Annotated in this window: 17 protein-coding genes and 1 pseudogene; 6 read left to right on the top strand and 12 right to left on the bottom strand. The window is 60.4% G+C overall.

The annotated features are described in order from the left end of the window. Window positions 1-480: 480 nt before the first annotated feature. Window positions 481-737 (bottom strand): annotated as a pseudogene (locus MESCI2_RS1000000138880) (DUF932 domain-containing protein); the annotation flags it as partial. Window positions 738-824: 87 nt separating this feature from the next. On the opposite strand from MESCI2_RS1000000138880, the gene MESCI2_RS1000000137125 reads away from it, so the two are divergent. Continuing rightward, window positions 825-1,481 (top strand): DEAD/DEAH box helicase, encoded by a 657-nt coding sequence (locus tag MESCI2_RS1000000137125; protein WP_235984503.1) that lies wholly within the window; start codon window positions 825-827, stop codon window positions 1,479-1,481. 15 nt (window positions 1,482-1,496) lie between these two features. On the opposite strand, the gene MESCI2_RS0121985 is transcribed toward MESCI2_RS1000000137125, so the two are convergent. The 10 genes from MESCI2_RS0121985 to MESCI2_RS0121935 all read right to left on the bottom strand — a co-directional run bounded on the left by MESCI2_RS0121985 (window position 1,497) and on the right by MESCI2_RS0121935 (window position 13,232). Next, window positions 1,497-2,672 carry a Fic family protein gene (locus MESCI2_RS0121985; protein ID WP_027038454.1) on the bottom strand — a complete coding sequence of 392 codons (1,176 nt, stop codon included), beginning with the start codon at window positions 2,670-2,672 and terminating at the stop codon, window positions 1,497-1,499. A gap of 678 nt (window positions 2,673-3,350) precedes the next feature. Next, on the bottom strand, window positions 3,351-5,120 hold the full coding sequence (gene nifA, locus MESCI2_RS0121980) for a nif-specific transcriptional activator NifA (RefSeq protein ID WP_027038453.1): 1,770 nt from the start codon (window positions 5,118-5,120) through the stop codon (window positions 3,351-3,353). 170 nt (window positions 5,121-5,290) lie between these two features. Beyond that, on the bottom strand, window positions 5,291-5,590 hold the full coding sequence (locus MESCI2_RS0121975) for a ferredoxin family protein (RefSeq protein ID WP_027038452.1): 300 nt from the start codon (window positions 5,588-5,590) through the stop codon (window positions 5,291-5,293). A gap of 11 nt (window positions 5,591-5,601) precedes the next feature. Beyond that, window positions 5,602-6,909 carry an FAD-dependent oxidoreductase gene (locus MESCI2_RS0121970; protein ID WP_027038451.1) on the bottom strand — a complete coding sequence of 436 codons (1,308 nt, stop codon included), beginning with the start codon at window positions 6,907-6,909 and terminating at the stop codon, window positions 5,602-5,604. Window positions 6,910-6,919: 10 nt separating this feature from the next. Continuing rightward, window positions 6,920-8,029: an electron transfer flavoprotein subunit alpha/FixB family protein gene (locus tag MESCI2_RS0121965; RefSeq protein WP_027038450.1), complete on the bottom strand. Its 1,110-nt coding sequence runs from the start codon at window positions 8,027-8,029 to the stop codon at window positions 6,920-6,922. Window positions 8,030-8,045: 16 nt separating this feature from the next. Continuing rightward, window positions 8,046-8,897: an electron transfer flavoprotein subunit beta/FixA family protein gene (locus MESCI2_RS0121960; protein ID WP_027038449.1), complete on the bottom strand. Its 852-nt coding sequence runs from the start codon at window positions 8,895-8,897 to the stop codon at window positions 8,046-8,048. A gap of 193 nt (window positions 8,898-9,090) precedes the next feature. Next, window positions 9,091-9,471, bottom strand: coding sequence for a nitrogenase stabilizing/protective protein NifW (gene nifW, locus MESCI2_RS0121955; protein ID WP_027038448.1), 381 nt, complete (start codon window positions 9,469-9,471; stop codon window positions 9,091-9,093). A 313-nt stretch (window positions 9,472-9,784) separates the two neighbouring features. Next, the gene (gene nifV / locus MESCI2_RS0121950; protein WP_027038447.1) at window positions 9,785-10,936 is read right to left on the bottom strand and encodes a homocitrate synthase; all 1,152 of its coding nucleotides are present in this window, start codon (window positions 10,934-10,936) and stop codon (window positions 9,785-9,787) included. Next, window positions 10,926-12,149 carry a cysteine desulfurase NifS gene (gene nifS, locus MESCI2_RS01000000135035; protein ID WP_050596616.1) on the bottom strand — a complete coding sequence of 408 codons (1,224 nt, stop codon included), beginning with the start codon at window positions 12,147-12,149 and terminating at the stop codon, window positions 10,926-10,928. Before nifS ends, nifV begins: the two co-directional genes overlap by 11 nt. Window positions 12,150-12,911: 762 nt before the next feature. Beyond that, window positions 12,912-13,232: an iron-sulfur cluster assembly accessory protein gene (locus tag MESCI2_RS0121935; RefSeq protein WP_027038446.1), complete on the bottom strand. Its 321-nt coding sequence runs from the start codon at window positions 13,230-13,232 to the stop codon at window positions 12,912-12,914. A gap of 763 nt (window positions 13,233-13,995) precedes the next feature. Between MESCI2_RS0121935 and MESCI2_RS0121930 the strand changes: the two genes are divergently transcribed. From MESCI2_RS0121930 to MESCI2_RS01000000135030, 4 genes are all read left to right on the top strand, one after another. Further along, window positions 13,996-15,063 (top strand): hemin-degrading factor, encoded by a 1,068-nt coding sequence (locus tag MESCI2_RS0121930; protein ID WP_027038445.1) that lies wholly within the window; start codon window positions 13,996-13,998, stop codon window positions 15,061-15,063. A 463-nt stretch (window positions 15,064-15,526) separates the two neighbouring features. Continuing rightward, window positions 15,527-16,321, top strand: a complete 795-nt coding sequence (locus MESCI2_RS0121925) for a type IV toxin-antitoxin system AbiEi family antitoxin domain-containing protein (protein WP_027038444.1) — start codon at window positions 15,527-15,529, stop codon at window positions 16,319-16,321. A gap of 75 nt (window positions 16,322-16,396) precedes the next feature. Continuing rightward, a complete protein-coding gene (locus MESCI2_RS1000000138875; protein ID WP_181060873.1) occupies window positions 16,397-16,786 on the top strand; it encodes a nucleotidyl transferase AbiEii/AbiGii toxin family protein in 390 nt (129 codons plus the stop codon). Next, a complete protein-coding gene (locus tag MESCI2_RS01000000135030; protein WP_081738836.1) occupies window positions 16,683-17,297 on the top strand; it encodes a site-specific integrase in 615 nt (204 codons plus the stop codon). Before MESCI2_RS1000000138875 ends, MESCI2_RS01000000135030 begins: the two co-directional genes overlap by 104 nt. A 140-nt stretch (window positions 17,298-17,437) precedes the next feature. Here the strand turns inward: MESCI2_RS01000000135030 and MESCI2_RS0121915 are convergent, their stop codons facing one another. Next, window positions 17,438-17,908 carry a hypothetical protein gene (locus MESCI2_RS0121915; RefSeq protein ID WP_027038443.1) on the bottom strand — a complete coding sequence of 157 codons (471 nt, stop codon included), beginning with the start codon at window positions 17,906-17,908 and terminating at the stop codon, window positions 17,438-17,440. A gap of 261 nt (window positions 17,909-18,169) precedes the next feature. On the opposite strand from MESCI2_RS0121915, the gene MESCI2_RS0121910 reads away from it, so the two are divergent. Continuing rightward, window positions 18,170-19,222 (top strand): type IV toxin-antitoxin system AbiEi family antitoxin, encoded by a 1,053-nt coding sequence (locus tag MESCI2_RS0121910; RefSeq protein WP_235984502.1) that lies wholly within the window; start codon window positions 18,170-18,172, stop codon window positions 19,220-19,222. The last annotated feature ends 1 nt before the right edge of the window (window position 19,223 follow it).

The raw sequence follows: 19,223 nt of genomic DNA, 5'->3' as shown, positions 1-19,223 counted from the left end.
GGGCATCGATGACGTTCGGGTTTCCGCCAACCAAGGCAGCCCGGTGTTCAACTTCGGTTCCGAAGATCGGCAGTTCGGAAACAGCAAACGCTGCCTCGTTCCTTCATGCGCGTTCTCGAGTTCACGGGCACGAAATATCCGAAGGCGAGACATCGCTTCACGCTCGGTTCGCGGTTCATCGCTGTCGCGGGGCTGTGGCGTGAGGCCCCCGGCAACAAGCCGCCCACAACCTTCAAGATGCTGACCACCGATCCTGGGCCCGACGTCGCGCCCTGTCACAATCGTCAGGTGGTGGTCCTTCAGCCCAAAAGTGGGAGGCCTGGATCAGTTTGACAAAGCCTGAGGCTGAGCTCTCGCGGGCGAGACGATCCGGCTGTTCGCTTGAGATGGACGTGCTTGGTCTGTTCGGTGCTGGCGAGCGACTGTCCAACAGGGTCGTTGCCGATGTCGGCGATCTGGCTCAGACCGTCGAGCAGGCTAGGCGGCCGGCTCGCCGACCAGGCCCGCGAGCTGGCCGAAGCTCCAGTGGGTCGGCATGACCGGTGCATCCGAGCCAGGCAGGACCAGCACCAAGCGTTCGGCATCATCGCGATTGGCTTCCACACGGATCGACGCGCTCTCCAGAAGTCCGCGTGCGGCTGCGCTCGGTCCGGCTGCGCACAGCGGCGTAGAGGTCCGACAGGGATAGGGTACCGCTCGTCCGCCGGCCGCGAGAACCATTCCGAGGACACGCGGCCATCTTTCGGCGACGAGTTTCGAGCTCGTGGCCCGCCGAGCGAAGGCGCGCTATGTCCTCGGGCTTTCCGCGACTGTGGCTCGCAAAGATGGTCACCATCCGATCATCTTCATGCAATGCGGACCTGTTCGATATCGCGTTGATGCGCGTGCCCCAAGCGGCGGGGCGGGGAATTGTTCACCGCGCCAAGACTCGATCGACGCAGTTTCAGCTGCCGCCGCCCTTGGAGGGATCGGACCGTCCCTCCATGCCAGCGGTCTATGCGGCCATCGCGCGGGACGAACTGCGCAATAACCTGATCTTCGACGATGTGCTGAAAGCGCTGGAGGCGAAGCGGTCACCGGTCGTGCTCACCGAATGCCGGGATCATCTCGAATATCTGCAAGGCAGCTTTTCGCGCTTCGTGCGCAATCTTGTCGTCCTTCGAGGCGGAATGTCGGCAGCCGAACGCAAGGCGTCAGACGCCGCCCTGCGAGTGGCGGACGATCAGGAACGGCTCATCCTTGCTACAGGGCGGTACATGGGCGAAGGCTTTGATGACCCAAGATTGGACGCGCTGTTCTTGACGATGCCCATTTCGTGGAAGGGCACCTTGGCCCAATATGTCGGTCGGCTTCAACGGCAGCATGCTGGTAAAACAGAGGTTCTGGTCGTCGACTATGTCGATGACCTCGTGCCGGTTCTGGTGCAGATGGCGGCGAAGCGGCGATCTGGATACCGTGCGCTCGGCTATCGGGTTGAGTGATCCACCGCCGGCCGCTCACCGGCTGAAGTCCAGTTCCGTTCCGGTTCGCAGACGTTCCATATAGGCGCGATAGGCGAAACTGCGGTCGCGCTTCTTTCCCGTCGTTTCCACGAGGATACGGATCTCAGCCAGCACTTCGATGGCGCGGGTTGCGGTCGGCTTGCTTGTCTCGAGCAGCTTCATGGCCGATGCGACGGTCACAATCGGATGCCGTGGAAGCCGCTCGAACAATCGAAGAGCTGAAACGGATACCGATTCGACACCGAGCAGCCGGGTGCGATCCGCGCTGATGAGGTTGAACAATTCGCGCGCCGCCGCGACCGCTTCGTCGGCAATCGTGGCGACGCCATCGAGAAAGAAATCGATCCAGCCCTCCCAGTCACCTTCCAACCGCACAAGGTTGAGGCGCCGGTAGTATTCCTCGCGGTGACGCTTGAAGAAGAGGCTGAGATAAAGAAGCGGAGCCCCCAAGAGTCCCCAATGTTCCAGCAGGAGGGCGATCATCAAACGCCCGATCCGCCCATTGCCATCCAGATAGGGATGAATGGTTTCGAACTGTGCATGCAAGAGACCCGTCCGCACGAGTTTCGGCAGCCGGTCGTCGGCATGGATGTATTTCTCGAATGCGCTGAGAAGCTGCGGAAGTTTCTCGGAGGGCGGCGGAAAATAAGCCGCGTTCCCTGGCCGGCTTCCGCCAATCCAGTTCTGGCTGCTGCGTATTTCTCCGGGTTGTTTACTTCCGCCGCGCACGCCGCGCATCAAGCGCTTGTGTGCCTCGTTCAAGAGCCGCAGGGAAAGCGGCAGACCACGTTTCGACGCGAGCTGGCCGCGCGCGTAAGCAAGCGCGTCGAGGTAATTTGTCACCTCCTCGACATCGGCGTTGGGCTGGGGCTGTTCCTCGGCTTCGAAAGCGAGAAGGTCGACGAGCGATGCTTGCGTGCCCTCGATCTGAGACGAGATCACCGCCTCCTTGCGCACGAAGGCGTAGATGAACCAGTCGAGCGAAGGCACCATCTCGCCCGCCAGGTCGAGTCGGACAAGCGCCTGCTCGGCTTGCCCAAGGCGACGTTCGAGTTTGGCGTCGATGACGAGCACCGGCCGCGCGGGCGGAAGATCGAAGGGAACGAAGGCGTTGACTTTTTCGCCGCCTGCGGTCACGCTTTCGTATCGGCCTGTTGTGCGCTTCGGCATGTTTTGGCGGGCTCAAATCCGTGGACAACGTCGTTCCAACGGCCGGGCGCAAGGAACGCTCACGTTCCCCTGTTGCTTTACTAAGAACGTAGTCTTTACTAGCGAGAGCTGTTAGTCAAGAGATTGTTCCTAGCGCCAAGACCGCCAAGAGCCTGCTCTGGGATTCAATCGTGAGCCGACGAATTGCCTGACTGACTGCGGGCCGGACTCGAAACCGGCTAGTGGATGGGCTTAGCGCACCGAGCCGTTACGCCGCTGCCTTCTCGTCACCATCTCGGGCCTTTGCTGGCCGTGTGTCCTTCCACACCGCCGCAGCAAGTGTCCCTATTATCAGTCGCCTTCCTTCAACCTCAATAGGCCAGGTTCGTGTGATATCAGGAGGGCGCAAACATGGCCAGCGTGAACGCCCTGTGCTATGGGTGCTGACGGTCTTTTCGTTCTGGCGCAGAATGCGCCGTGCGATAGCCGACGTGAAAAATTGACCGATTGTTGGCGATCGTTGTCGAAGCCGAGCAATTCGAATCGCGCAAATTTCCTTTTGAAATCATAAGCGGAAAATTTTGACGGCTCGTCGGTCGGGTCATCCAAAATCGTCGCGTGGGGAAGGATTCCGCGCCTTGGCTGCCCAGAATGTCAGGAAGACTACTCCTGGCCCGACGTTTGATGTCATTACGATGGCTAAAATTTCCTGACCTCTATACCATGCCGGCGCAGAGCGTAGCCGACTTGTCGCGGCGTGAGGCTCAGGATGCGAGCCGCCTTGGCCTGAACCCAGCCGGCCTTCTCCATGGCGTCGACCAGCCGGGCGCGTTCGGTGACACGCGGGCCCATTGCAGGACAGGCCGGATCGCCAGAATCGCCGACCGCGAGAGGCGAGACGTTGTCGTCCAAACCGCCGACCCGCCCAGCCCACGGCCGCGATCCAGCGGGCGCCATGTTCCCCGCAGCGCAGCCCTCGATGCCATTGGCGCCGTGCGCATGGTCGGCTCTTTTCCACAGAAGCCAAGAAAGGCATTGATTGTTCGTGCAGGCGAAATCCGATGGGGAGATCGTTCTGGAACGCGCAAGTGTAGCCGTCCTTTGCACGCAGTTTTCCAGCTCACGGACGTTTCCTGGGAAGTAGCATTGCGAGATCAGCTGAAGCGCCGACGGTGCAAAGGCGAGCTCCCTACGGTTCTCCCTGTTGAATCGGTCGAGGAACGCGTTCGCTAGGCGCGGGATATCGCCGGCCCGCTCTCTTAGGGGAGGCAGGACGATTGGGACCACGTTGATACGGTAGTAAAGGTCGGCCCTGAACACCCCATTCACGACCGCCGCCTCGAGGTCTTTGTTGGTCGCGCAGATGAGACGGACGTCCACCTGTAGTGTCTTTGTGCCGCCAACTCGTTCCAGCTCGCCTTCCTGCAAGACGCGCAACAGCTTGGCTTGAAAGGCAGGCGAAATCTCGCCGATTTCATCGAGCAGCAGCGTTCCGCCATTTGCCAATTCAAAACGGCCGGCGCGCTGGGAGATGGCCCCCGTGAAGGCGCCCTTTTCATGCCCAAACAGCTCCGATTCCAGGACGCTCTCGGACAGTGCGGCACAGTTCAACTTGACAAAGGATCTATTTCTGCGGCGCGAGAGCTTATGGATTGCTTGCGCAAAGAATTCCTTGCCGGTGCCGCTTTCGCCCCGCAAAAGCACGGTGGAGTTTGTCTTCGCTACGACCGAGACGGTTTCGAGTACCTGTTTGAGTGCGGGACTTTCCCCTATGATCCCGTCGATTTTAACAGGCGCATGCTGGGCGCAGTCCGTCGCCTCCTCGTCGGCCGAATGTTCAGGTCCCCGTTGCGCAGCGGTACGGGGCTGACGCTCTGTACTAAGGATGCGATGGAGACAGACAGTTCGGCCAACAAGGTTGGCGACCATTGTCAGGAAGCGTACGTCCTCGTCGAACTTCAAACTGATCACGCTGTCAATGATGCGGTCGATCGACAAAGCCCCAAGGATCTTCTGCTCCACCTTTATCGGGATGCCGATAAAGGCAACCGGGATCCTACCCGCGCTCGAAGACGAGGAAAGATCCGCCTGAAATGGTTGGGACTTGCTGACGTCAGGTATAACGAGCGGCGATCCCCGAGCGACGATATGGTCTAAAACGGCCTTTGGTATGAGGCGGCGAGAGCCTGATTGAGGCGTATAGGTGTTGCGGGCACTTGCGGCTATCTCCGGCTCGCCTTCAGCGTCCAGGACAACGACTGCCCCGTCACGCATTTCCAGAAACGACGGGAGAATATTCACGACGTTGGCGAGTTTGACTTCCAACTGAGTGGGAGCGGTCAGTACCTTCGATAATTCGTAAATGCCCCGAGCTGACATATTACCTTGGGACAGGATCTCGACGAGCGGTTCAGGGTAGGTCTCCCGAGATCCTACGTCATTGGCCGGGCCTCGCTCTGTATGAGCCATGGAAATGCCTCATGGGTTGTCGTCCAGGGTGGTCCTCCCAAGCGTCCGCTTCATATTGAATCTCGAAGAACGTGTTCATCAGCTTCTCTTCAGCCCGGGGTACGATTGGACGGGGTTGCGCTGGAGGTTTAGGCGTCGCGGTCCACGCCGTTGCGACGTGCGAGCGCCGATTATCCAAACTTGAAGAGCACGCCGAAGCCGCCGCGCGGATAGTTCCACTCGATCTCGCCACTGGCCTCGCACAATACGCGGCAGGTTCCGCACTCCATGCAGCCGTCTGGGGTGATCTCCACTTGACCCTTGTCATTCAACTCATAGCATTTCGCTGGACAGACGTGGATCAACGCAAGCAGGTTCGCGCTTGGCCGCTCGTGCGGTCGCACTTTGATATGCGGTCGGCCGGAGTCCACCAGATAGCGGTTCTGGTAAAGCTTGTCTTCAACACGCAACTTCGTCACTGGCTTCGTCATTCGTCAGCCTCTCACCGCCATGCCAATGCCAGGCGGACCGCGTCGCTGACCAGCCCCAAGCGCGAGCGCGCCTTGATGAAGGCTGCCGTGGTCGCCTTTTCCTTCTCGATCTTTGGCGTGCCGTCGACGCGCATGAAGTTCTGCGCCGCTTGCGACATCAACCGCGGATAGGTTGTGAAGAAATTGCAGGCATTGGTGTGGAGCAAGGCCGGCATGTCTTTGTATTTCCGCAGGTCTTTGACTACGAAGGATTTATCCAACAAGGTCTTGTAGAGGGAGAGGTTTCGTTTGGTCATGGGAGCGTTTCGGTTCTTGACCTCGACGATGGCCTCAGCCGCGATGCGGCCGGAGGTCATAGCAAGGTTCGATCCCTCGCGATGAACGGCGTTGTTCAATTGCGCGGCGTCGCCGACCACCACCCATCCATCTCCAAAGAGCTGCGGAATGGACTTGTACCCACCTTCGGGAATGAGATGCGCGGCATATTCCTTCACCTCCGAGCCGGCGATAAGCGGCCGGATCGAAGGATGGCTTTTGAATGCGTCGAGGAGGGCGTAAGGGCTCTCTCTCATCGCGGCGAAGTCGGAAACGAGGCAACCTATTCCCAGTGAGATGGATTCCTTGTTGGTGTAGAGGAAGCCAAGGCCTGCCATGCTGTGGGATATCGTGCCCACCGCCTCGATGACACAGCCTTCACCGCCCTTAAGGCTGAACCGCTGCTCAATCACCTCTTCGGGCAGGAAGTGCATTTCCTTGACGGCGAGCGCCACTGCCTCCGGCTTCAGCATCTGGCGCAGGCCGCCCCGCGTGCCAAGCAGCCCGGAGACGCCTTCTGCAAGAACGGTCACGCCCGCGTAGATCGCTCCGCCGGCCCGATCTGTGCGGACGCCGATTACCTTGCCCCTGCCATCGCGGACAAGCTCCGTCACGGTCGTTTCGCACAGAACCGTCGCGCCGGCCTCGCGCACCTTGCGAGAAAACCATTTGTCGAACTGGGCACGGATGATGGTGTAACGGTTGGGCTTTGCCTCGTTGAAGTCGTCCGACCGATAATGGACTCCGGTGTGCGAGCTGTCGTCCATCACCCAGAGCCGCTGTTCGATCACATGTCGCTCAAGGGGCGCATCATCCCGAAAATCCGGGATGATCTTTTCCAGCATGTTCGCGTACATGATGGCACCCTGGACGTTCTTGGAGCCCGGATATTCGCCGCGCTCCAACTGCAGGACCCTCAGGCCCTGGCTTGCCATGATGTAGGCAGCTGCATTCCCGGACATGCCCGCCCCGATAACGATTGCGTCGAATTCTTCCTCGATCATCCCCGGCCCCCTAGCTTGCAAGCTTGTCACGACTGTGCGGCGACAGCCGCCGGGTGAAGGCTTCCGTCAGTGCGGGCAGGAAGCGGATTGCATCGATGACGATACCCACGTGAGCGAAGTCGAAAATCGGCGCATTCGGATCCGTGTTGATGGCCACGATGAGATCGGCTCCCTCGACGCCGACCCGGTGCTGAATGGCGCCGGAGATCCCGGCAGCTATGTAAAGCTTCGGCCGGATGGTCTTGCCAGTTTGACCGATCTGTCGATCAGCTGGCATCCAACCCTTCTGGACCAGCGGGCGCGAACAGCCATGTTCGGCGCCGATCGCTCGCGCGAGACTCTTCACGAGCTGCAGGTTCTCCGCCCCGCCGAGGCCGAGGCCACCTGCGACGACGATGTCGGCATAGGCGAGATTTGCCTGTACCGACTGGCTATCGGGCAGAAACCCGAGCACTTTGGTGACGATGTCGTCCTCGGCTAACGACAGCTTGTGCTGGATGACGCGCCCGACCGGCTTGTCCGCCCGCTGCGGCATGGACATGACCCTCGGTCGCACTGTCGCCATCTGCGGCCGGTAGTTGAGCGTGTAGATCGTGCACAACAAGGAACCGCCGAAAGTCGGACGAGTCGCGGCGAGAGAGCCGTCGGAATCCACGTCGAGCTCGGTGCAGTCGGCCGTGAGCCCTGTGCGCAAGGTCGTCGCCACCGAGCCTGCGAGATCCCTGCCGAGCGTGGTGGCACCCAGAAGCAGGATCTCTGGTTTGTAAGTATTGACCAGATCCGTCATCGCCCTGGTGAAGGGCTCGTTGCGATAATCGGTAAGCAGCAGTGCCCCGACCATGTAGACAAGGTCGACGCCATAGGCGAAAGCCTCGGCAATTGCGGAGTTCGTGGCTTCTCCCGCGGGGCCGAGCACGGCGCCCGCAAGCTGGACGCCGAGCTTGTCGGCTAGCTTGCGGCCTTCGCCGAGCAGTTCGAGGGATACTGGATGAACCTTGCCACGCTCGAGCTCGATGAACACCCAAACATGTCGATAGTCCTTGAAACGCTTGGATAGTTCCTTCTTCACGCCGGCACGGCCGGCGGCAGGGCGAGGGGTTTGCTTTTTTGCGCTCGACATAGTCTGCTCCTTGCCGTCACGCGCCGCCATCGAAGGCGAGTTCCCGTTCTAGCGCCGGCTGACGGGCCAAGATTTCGGCGGTCAGCTCGTCCGCGAGATCGCGCAGCGTCTTCTCGGCGACCTCGATTTGCGCTGCCTTTTCCGCCCGCACGGCAGGGGCGAAAACGCGCTTGACGACTGTCGGCGAGCCGCGCAGTCCGCACATGCCGAGGTCCTCAATGCCTGCGTCGGCTGCACTCCACTTCAGGATCTGGCTGCGCGCGCCGCACAGGGCGTCCTCGATTGACCCCCGTCGCATCTCGTTGGTGCCTTCGAGCATGGTGATGAGGCAAGGCAGCCTGCTCTTCAGCTTCTGCATGCCGCCCTCGCAACGGCGCACGACCGTGATCTCGCGCGAAGTAAGATCAATAGCGGCGATTTTCGCGACATAGGTGAGTTGCAGAAGATCGAGGCGCTTGGCAATGCCAGGCCCGACCTGGGCGGTGTCGCCGTCGATCGTCTGCTTGCCCGTGAAGACAATGTCCGGCATGTCGAACGTCTCGCCAATCTTGGCGATTGCCTGGGAAAGAGCAAAGGATGTCGCCAGCGTGTCGGAACCGGCAAAATAGCGGTCGGTCAAGAGCACTGCGCGATCGGCGCCGTAGCCGAGCGCCTTGCGTAGCGAGTCCTCAGCCATGGGCGGACCCATGGTGAGCACGGTGACCTCGCCACCATGGGCGTCGCGCAGTCTGAGGGCTTCTTCGAGGGCGAACAGGTCGTAAGGATTGATGACGGTCGGCACACCTTGGCGCATGATCGTGTTTGTCACCGGATGGACACGTATCTGTGTCGAATCCGGCACCTGCTTGATGCAGACTACGATGTGCATTGGGCGGTCTCGCTAAGCTTCGATCCGGACGGTTGCTTCTATCCGGATTGGGGTTGGCAGATATCTAGTGGGAGCATCATTCGTGCCAACCGTCACGTGCTGCACGATGCCTTGAAGTCGGGTACTCCTGGGCGCCTTCACGAAGCGCGGCTTTGTCAGCTTCTTGACATCGCGTGTCGCACCCGTGTCGCGATCATTTCCTTTCGAACCGATTCATCACGGAATCGAACGCGACGAATGCCCGGCCTGGCGTCGAAGCTTTGGCCGGATCGTGGTCTTTGAGCACCTTGAAAACCCGGTGTGTGAGCGGAGAGGCGATCGCGAAGTCCTCGTAGGCGCGTTTCAGCGTGGCTTTCGCGCGTGCGGCGATGACCCGGTCGGGCAGGCCGGACAAATCCTCATTGGCAAGGTACTGGCCCATCCGCTTCATGATATGCAGACGCGAGACATTGAGCACCTTCGGGTCATACGAGACGCCAAGCACCGCAAAGAACTCCTCCGCGGCCGACAGTCGCCTCAGTCGCGCGAGGATCTCGATGACGTCGATCGAGCGGCTGTCAGCGGAACAAGTCATTTGCATTCTCCGGGTCCAAAAGCGTGATGTCGGGTAGGGTCGCCGCACGGCTACTCCGCGCTCGCAAATAAGATGCCGTGTCGGGCAGGTGACGCTGAGGAGGATGCGGCCATTTACGGAAAGTGGCAGCGCCGACCAGCCTCACGATGGGTGGGACGCGCTCCCCGGTTCGCATCGGCGCAGATTCGGCAGTCGCGCCGCTGCGTCCGGTGAGCCCTCACCGCCATCAGAACCACCAGCCGAGCATTCTGCGCTGTGATGCGGGGCTACCAATCAGGAAAAAACCTGCCGAGGACAAGTGACACTGCCGGCCTCACTCGATTCCAAGGTCTCGGCCGGCTGCCTCCGTGCACAGCCAGTCGTAAAGCTCGATCAGTTGAGGTGCGGTGATGCTCGATTTGATCTCAGTGGCCTTGCGGCGAACGCGGGCGACCATCGCGGCTGCCAGATCTGGGTCGAGATCGCGGCCGCTTTCGCTCAGCACATGCGCAATCGCGGTCGCGCCGGAATGCTTGCCAATGACTATTCGCCGGCAGCGGCCCACGAGAGCTGGATCGAGCGCCTCATACGTCAGCGAGTCCTTTAGCAGCCCTGCGACATGAGTCCCGGTTTCATGGGAAAAGACATCGGCGCCGACGATCGGCTTCATGGCCGGCGTCTGCCGGCGGGCGGCGCGCGCTACCTGGCAGGCGAGGTCGGGCAACGCGGCAAGCTCGATGCCGGTGTGTGCGCCGTCGAGCACGGCCATCGCGACGGCAACCTCTTCCAACGCGGCATTGCCCGCCCGTTCGCCGAGCCCCAGAACGGTGACCGAAGCATGGCGCGCACCGGCACGGATCGCGGCCAGCGTGTTTGCGCCTGCGAGGCCAAGATCGTTGTGCCCGTGAAATTCGAACTCGACGGGACACTGCGCCGCGAGGTGGGCGACAAGTTCAAAGGTCGAAAAAGGATCGAGAACGCCGACCGTGTCGGCCAGCCTGATGCGGCTTGCACCAGCGCGCGCGGCCGTCTCGATGACGCGGCCCAGATGGTGTCGGTCGGCGCGCGAGGCATCCTCGCAGCCCACTGCTACGAAAAGGCCGCCGGCGGCTGCGCGTGCGACCATACGCTCGATTGTCTCCAGCGCTCCCGACTTATCCAGACCGAGCTTGGCGAGAAGCTGGATGTCCGATGCCGGCAGCGACAGATTGACGGCGGTGAGGCCGCACTCGATGGCGGCATCGAGATCCTTGGGCGTCATGCGGCACCAGGCCGTAAGTCGAACGGGTAGACGCAGCGCGATGACGGCTTGAATTGCTTCGATCTCCTGCGCGCCCATGACCGGCGTGCCGATCTCAATCTCTGGCACGCCGGCTGCCGCAAGCGACTCGGCAATCTCCAGCTTTTCCGCCAAGGTGAAGACGACGCCGGCTGCCTGCTCGCCATCGCGCAGCGTCGTGTCGTTGAGAAAAATCTCACGGCTCATGAGCGGCCGCCTGTTCTGCTGCCGCTGAGGCTAAATTCCGTTGAACGTCTTCGGCACTCACCCGGTCCGCTCCAGGACTGGGACAGTCACGCAGCTTCTGCACGATCGCGGGCATGACCTCGAGTACGCGGTCGACGTCCGCTTCGCCGTTGTCGCGCGAGAGGGAGAAGCGGACCGCACTGTGGGCGACCTTCATCGCACTCAAGACATGGCTCTGCTTCAGTGAGCCGCAAGTGCAGGCGGAGCCGGAAGAACAGGCGATGCCCTCGCGGTTGAGAAGATGTACGATTGCTTCGGCCTCGATAGGATCGAAGGCGATGTTTGCCGTGTTGGGCAAGCGCGCTAGCGGATCGCCTGTGACGGTGGCGTTTTGGATGGCCTGGACAATTCCGTTCTCAAGCCGGTCGCGGAGCGACTTTACCCGTGTCGCCACGTCGTTCATCGACTTCAACGCCAGTTCGGCCGCCATGCCCAGCCCAACTATGCCAGGCGTGTTCTCCGTACCCGCACGCCGGTCGCGCTCTTGGCGACCTCCTTTGATCAACGAGCTAAAGGGCACGTCACGCCTCACGTAAAGTGCGCCGATCCCTTTCGGGCCATGAAGCTTGTGACCGGAAAGCGACAGCATGTCGATTGCAGTCGATTTCAGGTCCATCGGAGTTTTGCCGACCGCCTGCACAGCATCGGTATGGAAAAAAGCGCCGACTTCCTTGGCCAACTCAGCAAGCTTGCCAAGAGGGAAGATCGTGCCGGTCTCGTTGTTTGCCCACATGATCGAGACGATTGCCACCCGCGGGGTGAGGGCGGCCCTGTAGGCGTCGAGGTCGAGCCGGCCGTGGCGATCAACCGGGATCTTGTGCACCGTGACGGCCTGCGTCTTCTCAAGATGCGCGCACAGCGTCAGCACGGCTGGATGCTCGACGGCGGAAATCACGATATCTGTTCGATCATGCAGCACATCGAGCGCCGAAAGTATCGCTGCATTGTCGCTTTCCGTCCCGCCCGAGGTGAAGATGATCTCATGATCGAGCTCCGCGCCGATAAGCGTTTGCAGTTGCAGGCGCGCCCTGCTCGCCGCCACATCAGCCGCGGCGCCAAGATCGTGCGTCGACGAAGGGTTGCCAAAATTATCCCTAAAGAACGGCAACATCGCTTGAACCACCTCAGGATCGGCCCGTGTCGTCGCGTTGTTGTCGAGATAGACAGGTCTCATGTTTATAAGCTTTCAGGTTGACCAGAATGACGCGGTACTCGAAATCGGCGCTCGAGCTCTGGCGCGGTGGCGCTGATGGAGATGGAGTCGAATAGGCAGGCGGTGCAGGGCCTGACGGTCTGACGTCAACATGGTCGGCGTCGCCGTCGTCAAGTTCGGGTCCCCGACGTGAGGCTTTAGGCAACCGCTGGGAACGTCTGCCGTCAGGCGCTGCGGCCCCGCCGCTTGGCGGCCAGGCAGCTTCGGCTTGCCAGGACCTGAATTGTTTCGAGCGGCGACGTTCCGCGCATCCCGCGGCAAGCGATCGCCGGTCCCGGTACCGGCTCCGCCCCTGCCTACTTCCTAAGGGTGGGCAGGTCTGTCGTGCCTGGCGTATTGACCTGCTCTGCCGCAACAAGCCCCGCAGCGGGCGTTTCTCGCCGGACCAATAGAGGCGTTTCTTCGATGGCGTCGAGCCATGCGAGTCAGCCGCGGCCCACCCTAATGTGGCAGGTGATCTGCTCGCTTGCGGTTTGCCGATGGCGAGTCCGGTGATCGCCGACACGGAGCGGATCCGGGCCCCGCCGCTGAAGGGCTGGCTGTCGGGGGCGGTGATCGTCGACCTCGCAGGGCCGACGCCGATCACAGATTCAAACTGGTCGACATAGGCGATTGTGCCGACCTTACCTGCTGCGTTCGCCCTATCCAGAACGCCAGCATGCGTCCGGTCGAAGTGTTTGTTGGGCTTCTCGCTGCAGTTCCGCTTGCGGCTGTCTCGGGCCATTAGCCGAAGGACTTGCCGCAAGCGCACTTCTCCCGCGCGTTGGGATTGTCGAAGACAAAGCCGGAGGATTCCAGATCTGTGACAAAGTCGACGGTCATGCCCGCCACATGTGGCTGAGACCCTACGTCCACGAACACCTTGACCCCATTTGCCTCGATGATGGCATCGCCCTCGCGCAAGTCGCTCTCGAGGCCCATCTGGTACTTAAAGCCGGCGCAGCCGCCGTTCTCGACCATGATGCGAAAGCCCTCCGCGGGCTCGCTGGCGCGAGAAAGAGCGATCTTGACAGCCGCAACTGCGTTGTCAGTGAGCGTGATCATGGCTCGGTTTCTCCTCAGTCCGGGACGCGTGTGCGGATCACCAAGCATGCGCCGTGCCAAAGCAAAAAACAGTTTCAAAACAGGGCCTGTCCCTGACACGCTGTGTCGGATGTGCGACATTGTCGGGTGCGTGGCGACTTCACATACGTGAATTCAGCCGCGACAATCCTCCTCATCTTGGAAAATTAGATGGGGGGTGGCGGTTGTCCGCTCCGCGACACAGCGGGTCTTAGCGTCGGCCGTGCTCGCTCTGGCGCAAACCATTGAGCTGCATGCGGAAGATGTTTTTCTGAGCTCGCTTCTGCGCGATTGGCACACCGCTTGAACCTCCCTTCTGGCGAGACGGCACAACGGCGAGGGACACTGATTTTGTCGGTGGCCTCACCAGTTCACGATGGAAGGAACGCAAATGTCATGCTCGGCCCAGATTCGCTTTCTGAGGGACGGCACCAGCGTCCGTCGATCCCGAATGCCGGATCGGTCCTTTGGCGTCGAGGTCCACAATCACTCGCGACCGGCTGGTCGCCGCCATGGATTGGCTGGGGTGCGACCGGCATCTGACTCTGACCGTCAGTCGCGTGGGGCCCTCGGGGCAGCAGCCGCCGCGTTTCGAACCGGTGACATGGCGCCAGGTATGGCGTCCAGCAACGCTCCAGGTCTTGGCCCGAGCACAAGATCGGCATCGGGCGTCACGATACGCTCTATCGGAGAGTGGCCGGCAGAGCAGCTGATCCTCAACATGGTTGGGAAGCAGGGGTAGGATATGGACCAGCTCGAGAAACCTTCTCCGGAGCAAATCCGCCGGGCACAGGAACACAGTCCGAAGGTCCGGGAACACGATCTCGCCGCCAAGCTGAATATTTCGGAAGCGGAGCTGGTCGCGGCACACTGCGGTTTCGGCACGGTGCGCATGGAGCCGAGCGCCAATGATGTGTTGATCGGCCTCGAAGCGGTCGGCGAGGTGAGGGCGGTGACCCGCAATCAAAGTGCCGTGCACAAGAAGCTGGGCGTCTACAACCAAGTGGTAACCGGCAATGACCATGCCTTGGTGCTCGGCGACGAAATCGGCCTGCGCATCTTCCCGAAGGTTTGGACGCATGGCTTTGCAATCGAAAAGCGTGATGGAGGCGACATCCGCCGCAATCTGCAATTCTTCGACGCCACCGGCGCAGCAGTGCATCAGGTGGATCTCGGGCACAACTCCAACCTCTACGCCTATCAGAAGCTGGTGGGCGAGCTTGCATCCTCGAACCAGGAGCCGATCGTGTCGGTCGAGGCGAAAGGCGCCAGCTCCGACGCAGACGTTCCGGACCAAGCCGCCACGGTCGAGGAGCTGCGCGAGCACTGGGGCCGACTGACTGATGTGCACGAGTTCTTCGACATGCTGAAGACGCTGAAGCTCAGTCGCTGCCGGGCCATGCGCATGGTAGGCCAGGATTACGCCTGGCTCCTAGACAATGGCGCCGTTGGCGCCATGATCCAATGCGCGGCAGAAGACGAAATGCCTATCATGTGCTTCGTGGGCAATCGGGGCTGCATCCAGATCCATTCCGGCCCGATCAAGTCGGTCAAGCCGGTCGGCCCGCGGATCAATGTGCTGGACGAAACCTTTCACCTTCATCTCCAAACCCACCACATCCGTGAGGTTTGGGCCGTGCGCAAGCCGACCAAGGACGGTCACGTCACGTCACTGGAGGCCTATGGCGCCGACGGCAAAATGATCATTCAGTTCTTCGGTCAGCGCCATGAAGGCGAACGCGAGCGCAGCGATTGGCGGTTCCTGGCCGAGACCCTCCCGCGTGTTCCAACTGCGACAGCCGACATGGGGTAAGACCGATACATGTTCATTTCCGTTTCGCTCGGCGGTGCACCGTGGTCCAAGGTAAATTTCGGCGAAGGACTTTTGGAGCTCGATTAGAGCAAGACGGGCAACTCAATCCGGCCTCTAGGAGCGGCTGCCGTCACGTGCTCGAAAGTCTCGGCAGCAGTTTCGTCTTCTCGCCGGAGCGTGGCGATAGCTACTTCGAGGGACCAAGCGCATTTGGGCGAAGGCGATCAAGAAGGCAGAGCTTCCCGGGTGATTTGCCGGGGATAGCAAGGCCGAAAGAACGAGCAGAAGGAGCGCAGGCGGAGGTGCAGCGAGCCGCATGGCGAGGAATAAGGTGTCCGGATCTGTATTTGACTCGCAAAAAATTCGCAGTTTTTTGGAATTTTACGTGTTTGACTATATCGATCCGGCTATCTAAACACACAAAATTCGCAGTTTTCGGGAATTTTCATGATATAACTATACCATGGATTCGCGCACTCTGACCGAAGGAAGAGCCCGGCTCGCGGCTGTTGTCAAAGCGGCTGGCCCGGTTGTGAGCATTGATGATGCTCAGAAGGCTTTGCAGATATCGCGAACCGTTGCCGCGAAACTGCTGTCAAGATGGGCAAGCCAGGGGTGGCTCCGGCGCGTCGGGACCGGGGCCTATATGCCGGTGCAATTGGAACTCCTCGATGCGGAGCAGGTGGTCGAGGATCCCTGGATACTGGTGCCGGTGTTGTTCGAGCCGGCCTATGTCGGTGGGCGCACGGCGGCGGAGCATTGGGACCTAACCGAGCAGATTTTCCGAGATATCGTAGTGTACACGCAGCGGAGGGTGAATGCGCCAGTGGTCGAGCGGCAGGGCGCGATCTTCTCAGTGCGGCATATCGCTGAGGCGAAGGTTTTCGGCACACAGGCTGTCTGGCGAGGACGCACAAGAATTGCTGTGTCTGATATCCACCGCACGATGATCGATATGCTCGATGATCCCGCCGTCGGCGGGGGCATTCAGCATGTGGCTGACTGTCTTGGCCAATACCTGCACCGCAACGATCGAGATCCGGAAAAGCTCATCTCCTATGCCGAGCGGCTCGGCAACGGGGCGGTATTCAAGAGGCTGGGGTTCCTGTCCGAGCGGCTGCCGCAAGGGAAGGAATTGGCAGAAATGAGTAGTACGCGGCTCACAAAGGGACACGCCCTGCTCGACCCGGCGCTTGAGTGCTCGCGCCTAGTGACGCGCTGGCGCCTTCGCGTCCCGGAAAGTTGGGCCGGCCAATGATCGGAAAGCGAGAACTCCTCGAATACGGCGACGCGAGTTGGGCTTAACCCGAGCGTTGTCGAAAAGGACTACGCGCTGGGCTGGGCACTCGCCGGCATCTTTGCGCATCCGGAGCTTGCGGACAAATGGGTGTTCAAGGGCGGAACCTGCCTCAAGAAATGCTACTTCGAAACCTATCGGTTTTCCGAGGACCTGGACTTCACGCTGCTCGATCCGACGCATCTGGACGAGGCGTTTCTGAAGCGGGTGTTTGGTGAGATTTCGGCCTGGATTTACGAGCATACCGGCCTTGAATTTCCGGCGAACCTCCAGGATTTCGAAATGTTGACGAACCCTCGAGGCAAACCAAAAGGCGGTCAATATTGCACGGCTTTGGGTCCTGACTGGCTGCCGCCGGGAGGAGATTGCGGCGCTCAAATGGTCCGAGGTAAATCTCGGCGAAGGACTATTGGAGCTCGAAGATAGCAAGACGGGCCAGTCAATCCGGCCTCTCGGAGCGGCTGCCGTCACGCTGCTCGAAAGTCTCCCACGTGAGGTTGGCAGCAGTTTCGTCTTCCCGGCTGAGCGTGGCGATAGCTACTTCCAAGGAACCAAGCGCATTTGGGCGAAAGCGATCAAGAAAGCGAAGCTTCCCGGGGTTACCCCTCATACACTTCGGCATACGATTGGGTCGACCGCGATCTCGACGGGCGAAGCCCTGGCACTCACGGGCGCGATTTTGGGCCATTCAAATCCGCGTTCGACGGCCATTTACGCGCACGTCCAGAACGATCCCTCCCGTCGCGCTGCGAATCGAGTTGCCAAGAAAATCGCTGCGGCACTTGCTGGAAACGTGTCGCTGTCTCGCAATCAGAAGGCGCGACCTAGTGATCTCGAAACGCTGGTGGCCAGTCTCACGGATAGGCTCAAAGCTGAGGGCATCGACGGCGCACGTGTGCAGTCGATTATCGCTGACGCAATAGGCGCCAAACACTGAAGGGGATAGTTTCGCAGACGTTCATCGTCCCATGTCGACTTCAGCGGGACGATCGCTATAGCCAGCACCAAGACGACGGTGTCGTCTGGGTGCTGGCGACGACCGTGGCCATGCGATGATCGGCATGATGAGCATGCTCGTCATGCCGCCCGCCGGTGAAGTTCCTCTCCCACCAGCTTCTCAAGTGCGAAAAGGTTCTCGTTACCGAGGAGTTTGATCAAAACGTCGGCTACGGCCAAATCCGATCCGCCTTGGGGGGCGCCGCCTTCCCCGGTCGAGCGCCGGATGCCGCCTTCCCTGAACGGCTGGCCGGATGTGAATACCATGTCCCCTTTGATCAACTTTGAGCCTGTGGATCTTAGGCAGCCGAAGTGCCCTTCCACGATAGCCGCAGTCACCTCACCTGATAGGCGGCGCAGGTTGTCGTCTTGAGCTGCCTCCTGGCCGATCGATTCGACGAGCGGCTGCGATAGCGCGGTGACCGGCTTTTCACCCACGCGGATTCGACGAAGCATGTCTTGCTGCACGTCCTCCCGAGAAGCGATTTGTAAGAGGATGTCGCCGTTCTTAAGCCCTGCCGCCCGAGTACGTATCCGAGAGTTGAAGTCCATTTGCGCCGTCCTTTCTGATATAACTGCCAATAGGTCTGTTTGTAGGGCGGTCTCTCTTATGTCAACAGATATATCGACTGTTATCTCTCCGATCGGGGGGACGACGCCGTTATTCTAAAAAACCGCTATATTCACTGTGCAGTGAATGTTGCGCCGAAGCTAGCAATTTGCCAAAATGCCATTATTCACTGCGCAGCGAAAATGGTAATCATGCAAACGACTAGCGAGCACGAGCGAGAAAGGGATCTTCTGGACGCGTTGATGAGCGCGCTCCAGAAGATCCCTTTTGCGCAGACATCGATAGTGAGCGAAAAACACCCGCTCACGCAGTTAGGTCATGAACTTGATGCTCAAATCGATGTTGTTGTCGCCGACCAGAACCTGGTCCTTCTTATAGAGTTGAAGCGGAGCGTATATCCCCGCGATGTGCGGCAGATCCTGTGGCAGTTGAGCCGGGCAAAAAATGAGTACGCTCAAAGCGGCAAACAGAACGTCGTGCCGATGGTGGTGGCTGAGTCGATTTCGGTTGGCGCACGGGACCTGCTCCGAGATGAGAAAGTCGGTTTCTTCGACAGTGGAGGTAGCCTCTTCGTCCCCGCGAAGGGCGCCTATCTGTATGTCGAGCGCCCTGTCCCCAAGACCATCGAAAAGTCGATCCGGTCGCTGTTCACCGGCAAGCGATCGCAGGTACTCCATGCTCTTCTCCAAGGACACCGCGATTGGGTCGGTGTTGTTGAGCTTTCCAAGCTGGCGGAGGTCTCTCCCGGTACGGCCTCCGAAACCCTGGCCGGCTTGGAGCGGATGGATTGGGTTGTGGCGCGAGGTCAGGGACCATCTAAGGAGCGCCGCCTTTCCGCTCCCTCAGCATTGCTCGACGAATGGCGAACGCAGATCCAGGCCGCTAGGCACCCCCTGGCAAGGCGGCGGTACTATGTGCCGGGAGGAAGCAGCGAGTCGCTTGCCAATCGTCTTGCAGCGCTGTGTGAAACCGGCGCCGTCGACTATGTTTTGACGCAGGACGTGGCCGCTCAGGAATACGCCCCTTTCCTGTCCAGCATTTCCCGTGTTGCCTGCCGCATGACTCCCGGCAAGGCGGCCGGAGAGGTTCTCGCAAACCTCGAAGCGCGCGTTGTGACGGAGGGTGCAAATCTCGATGTGATCGAGACGCCATCCCGTGGTGAGTTCCTCTTCAAGGAGCAAAGGGGGCACCTCTGGCTGGCAAGCCCCGTCCAGGTCTATCTGGACCTTCTGCGCAACGAAGGTCGTTCGCGAGACATGGCCGAGCATTTGAGGAAAGAAGTCCTGGGTATTTAAG

The organism is Mesorhizobium ciceri WSM4083, from assembly GCF_000519305.1.
Classification (GTDB): domain Bacteria; phylum Pseudomonadota; class Alphaproteobacteria; order Rhizobiales; family Rhizobiaceae; genus Mesorhizobium; species Mesorhizobium ciceri_B.
Note: the sequence above shows the minus strand (reverse complement) of the source record. Positions and strands in the feature narration are given on the sequence as shown.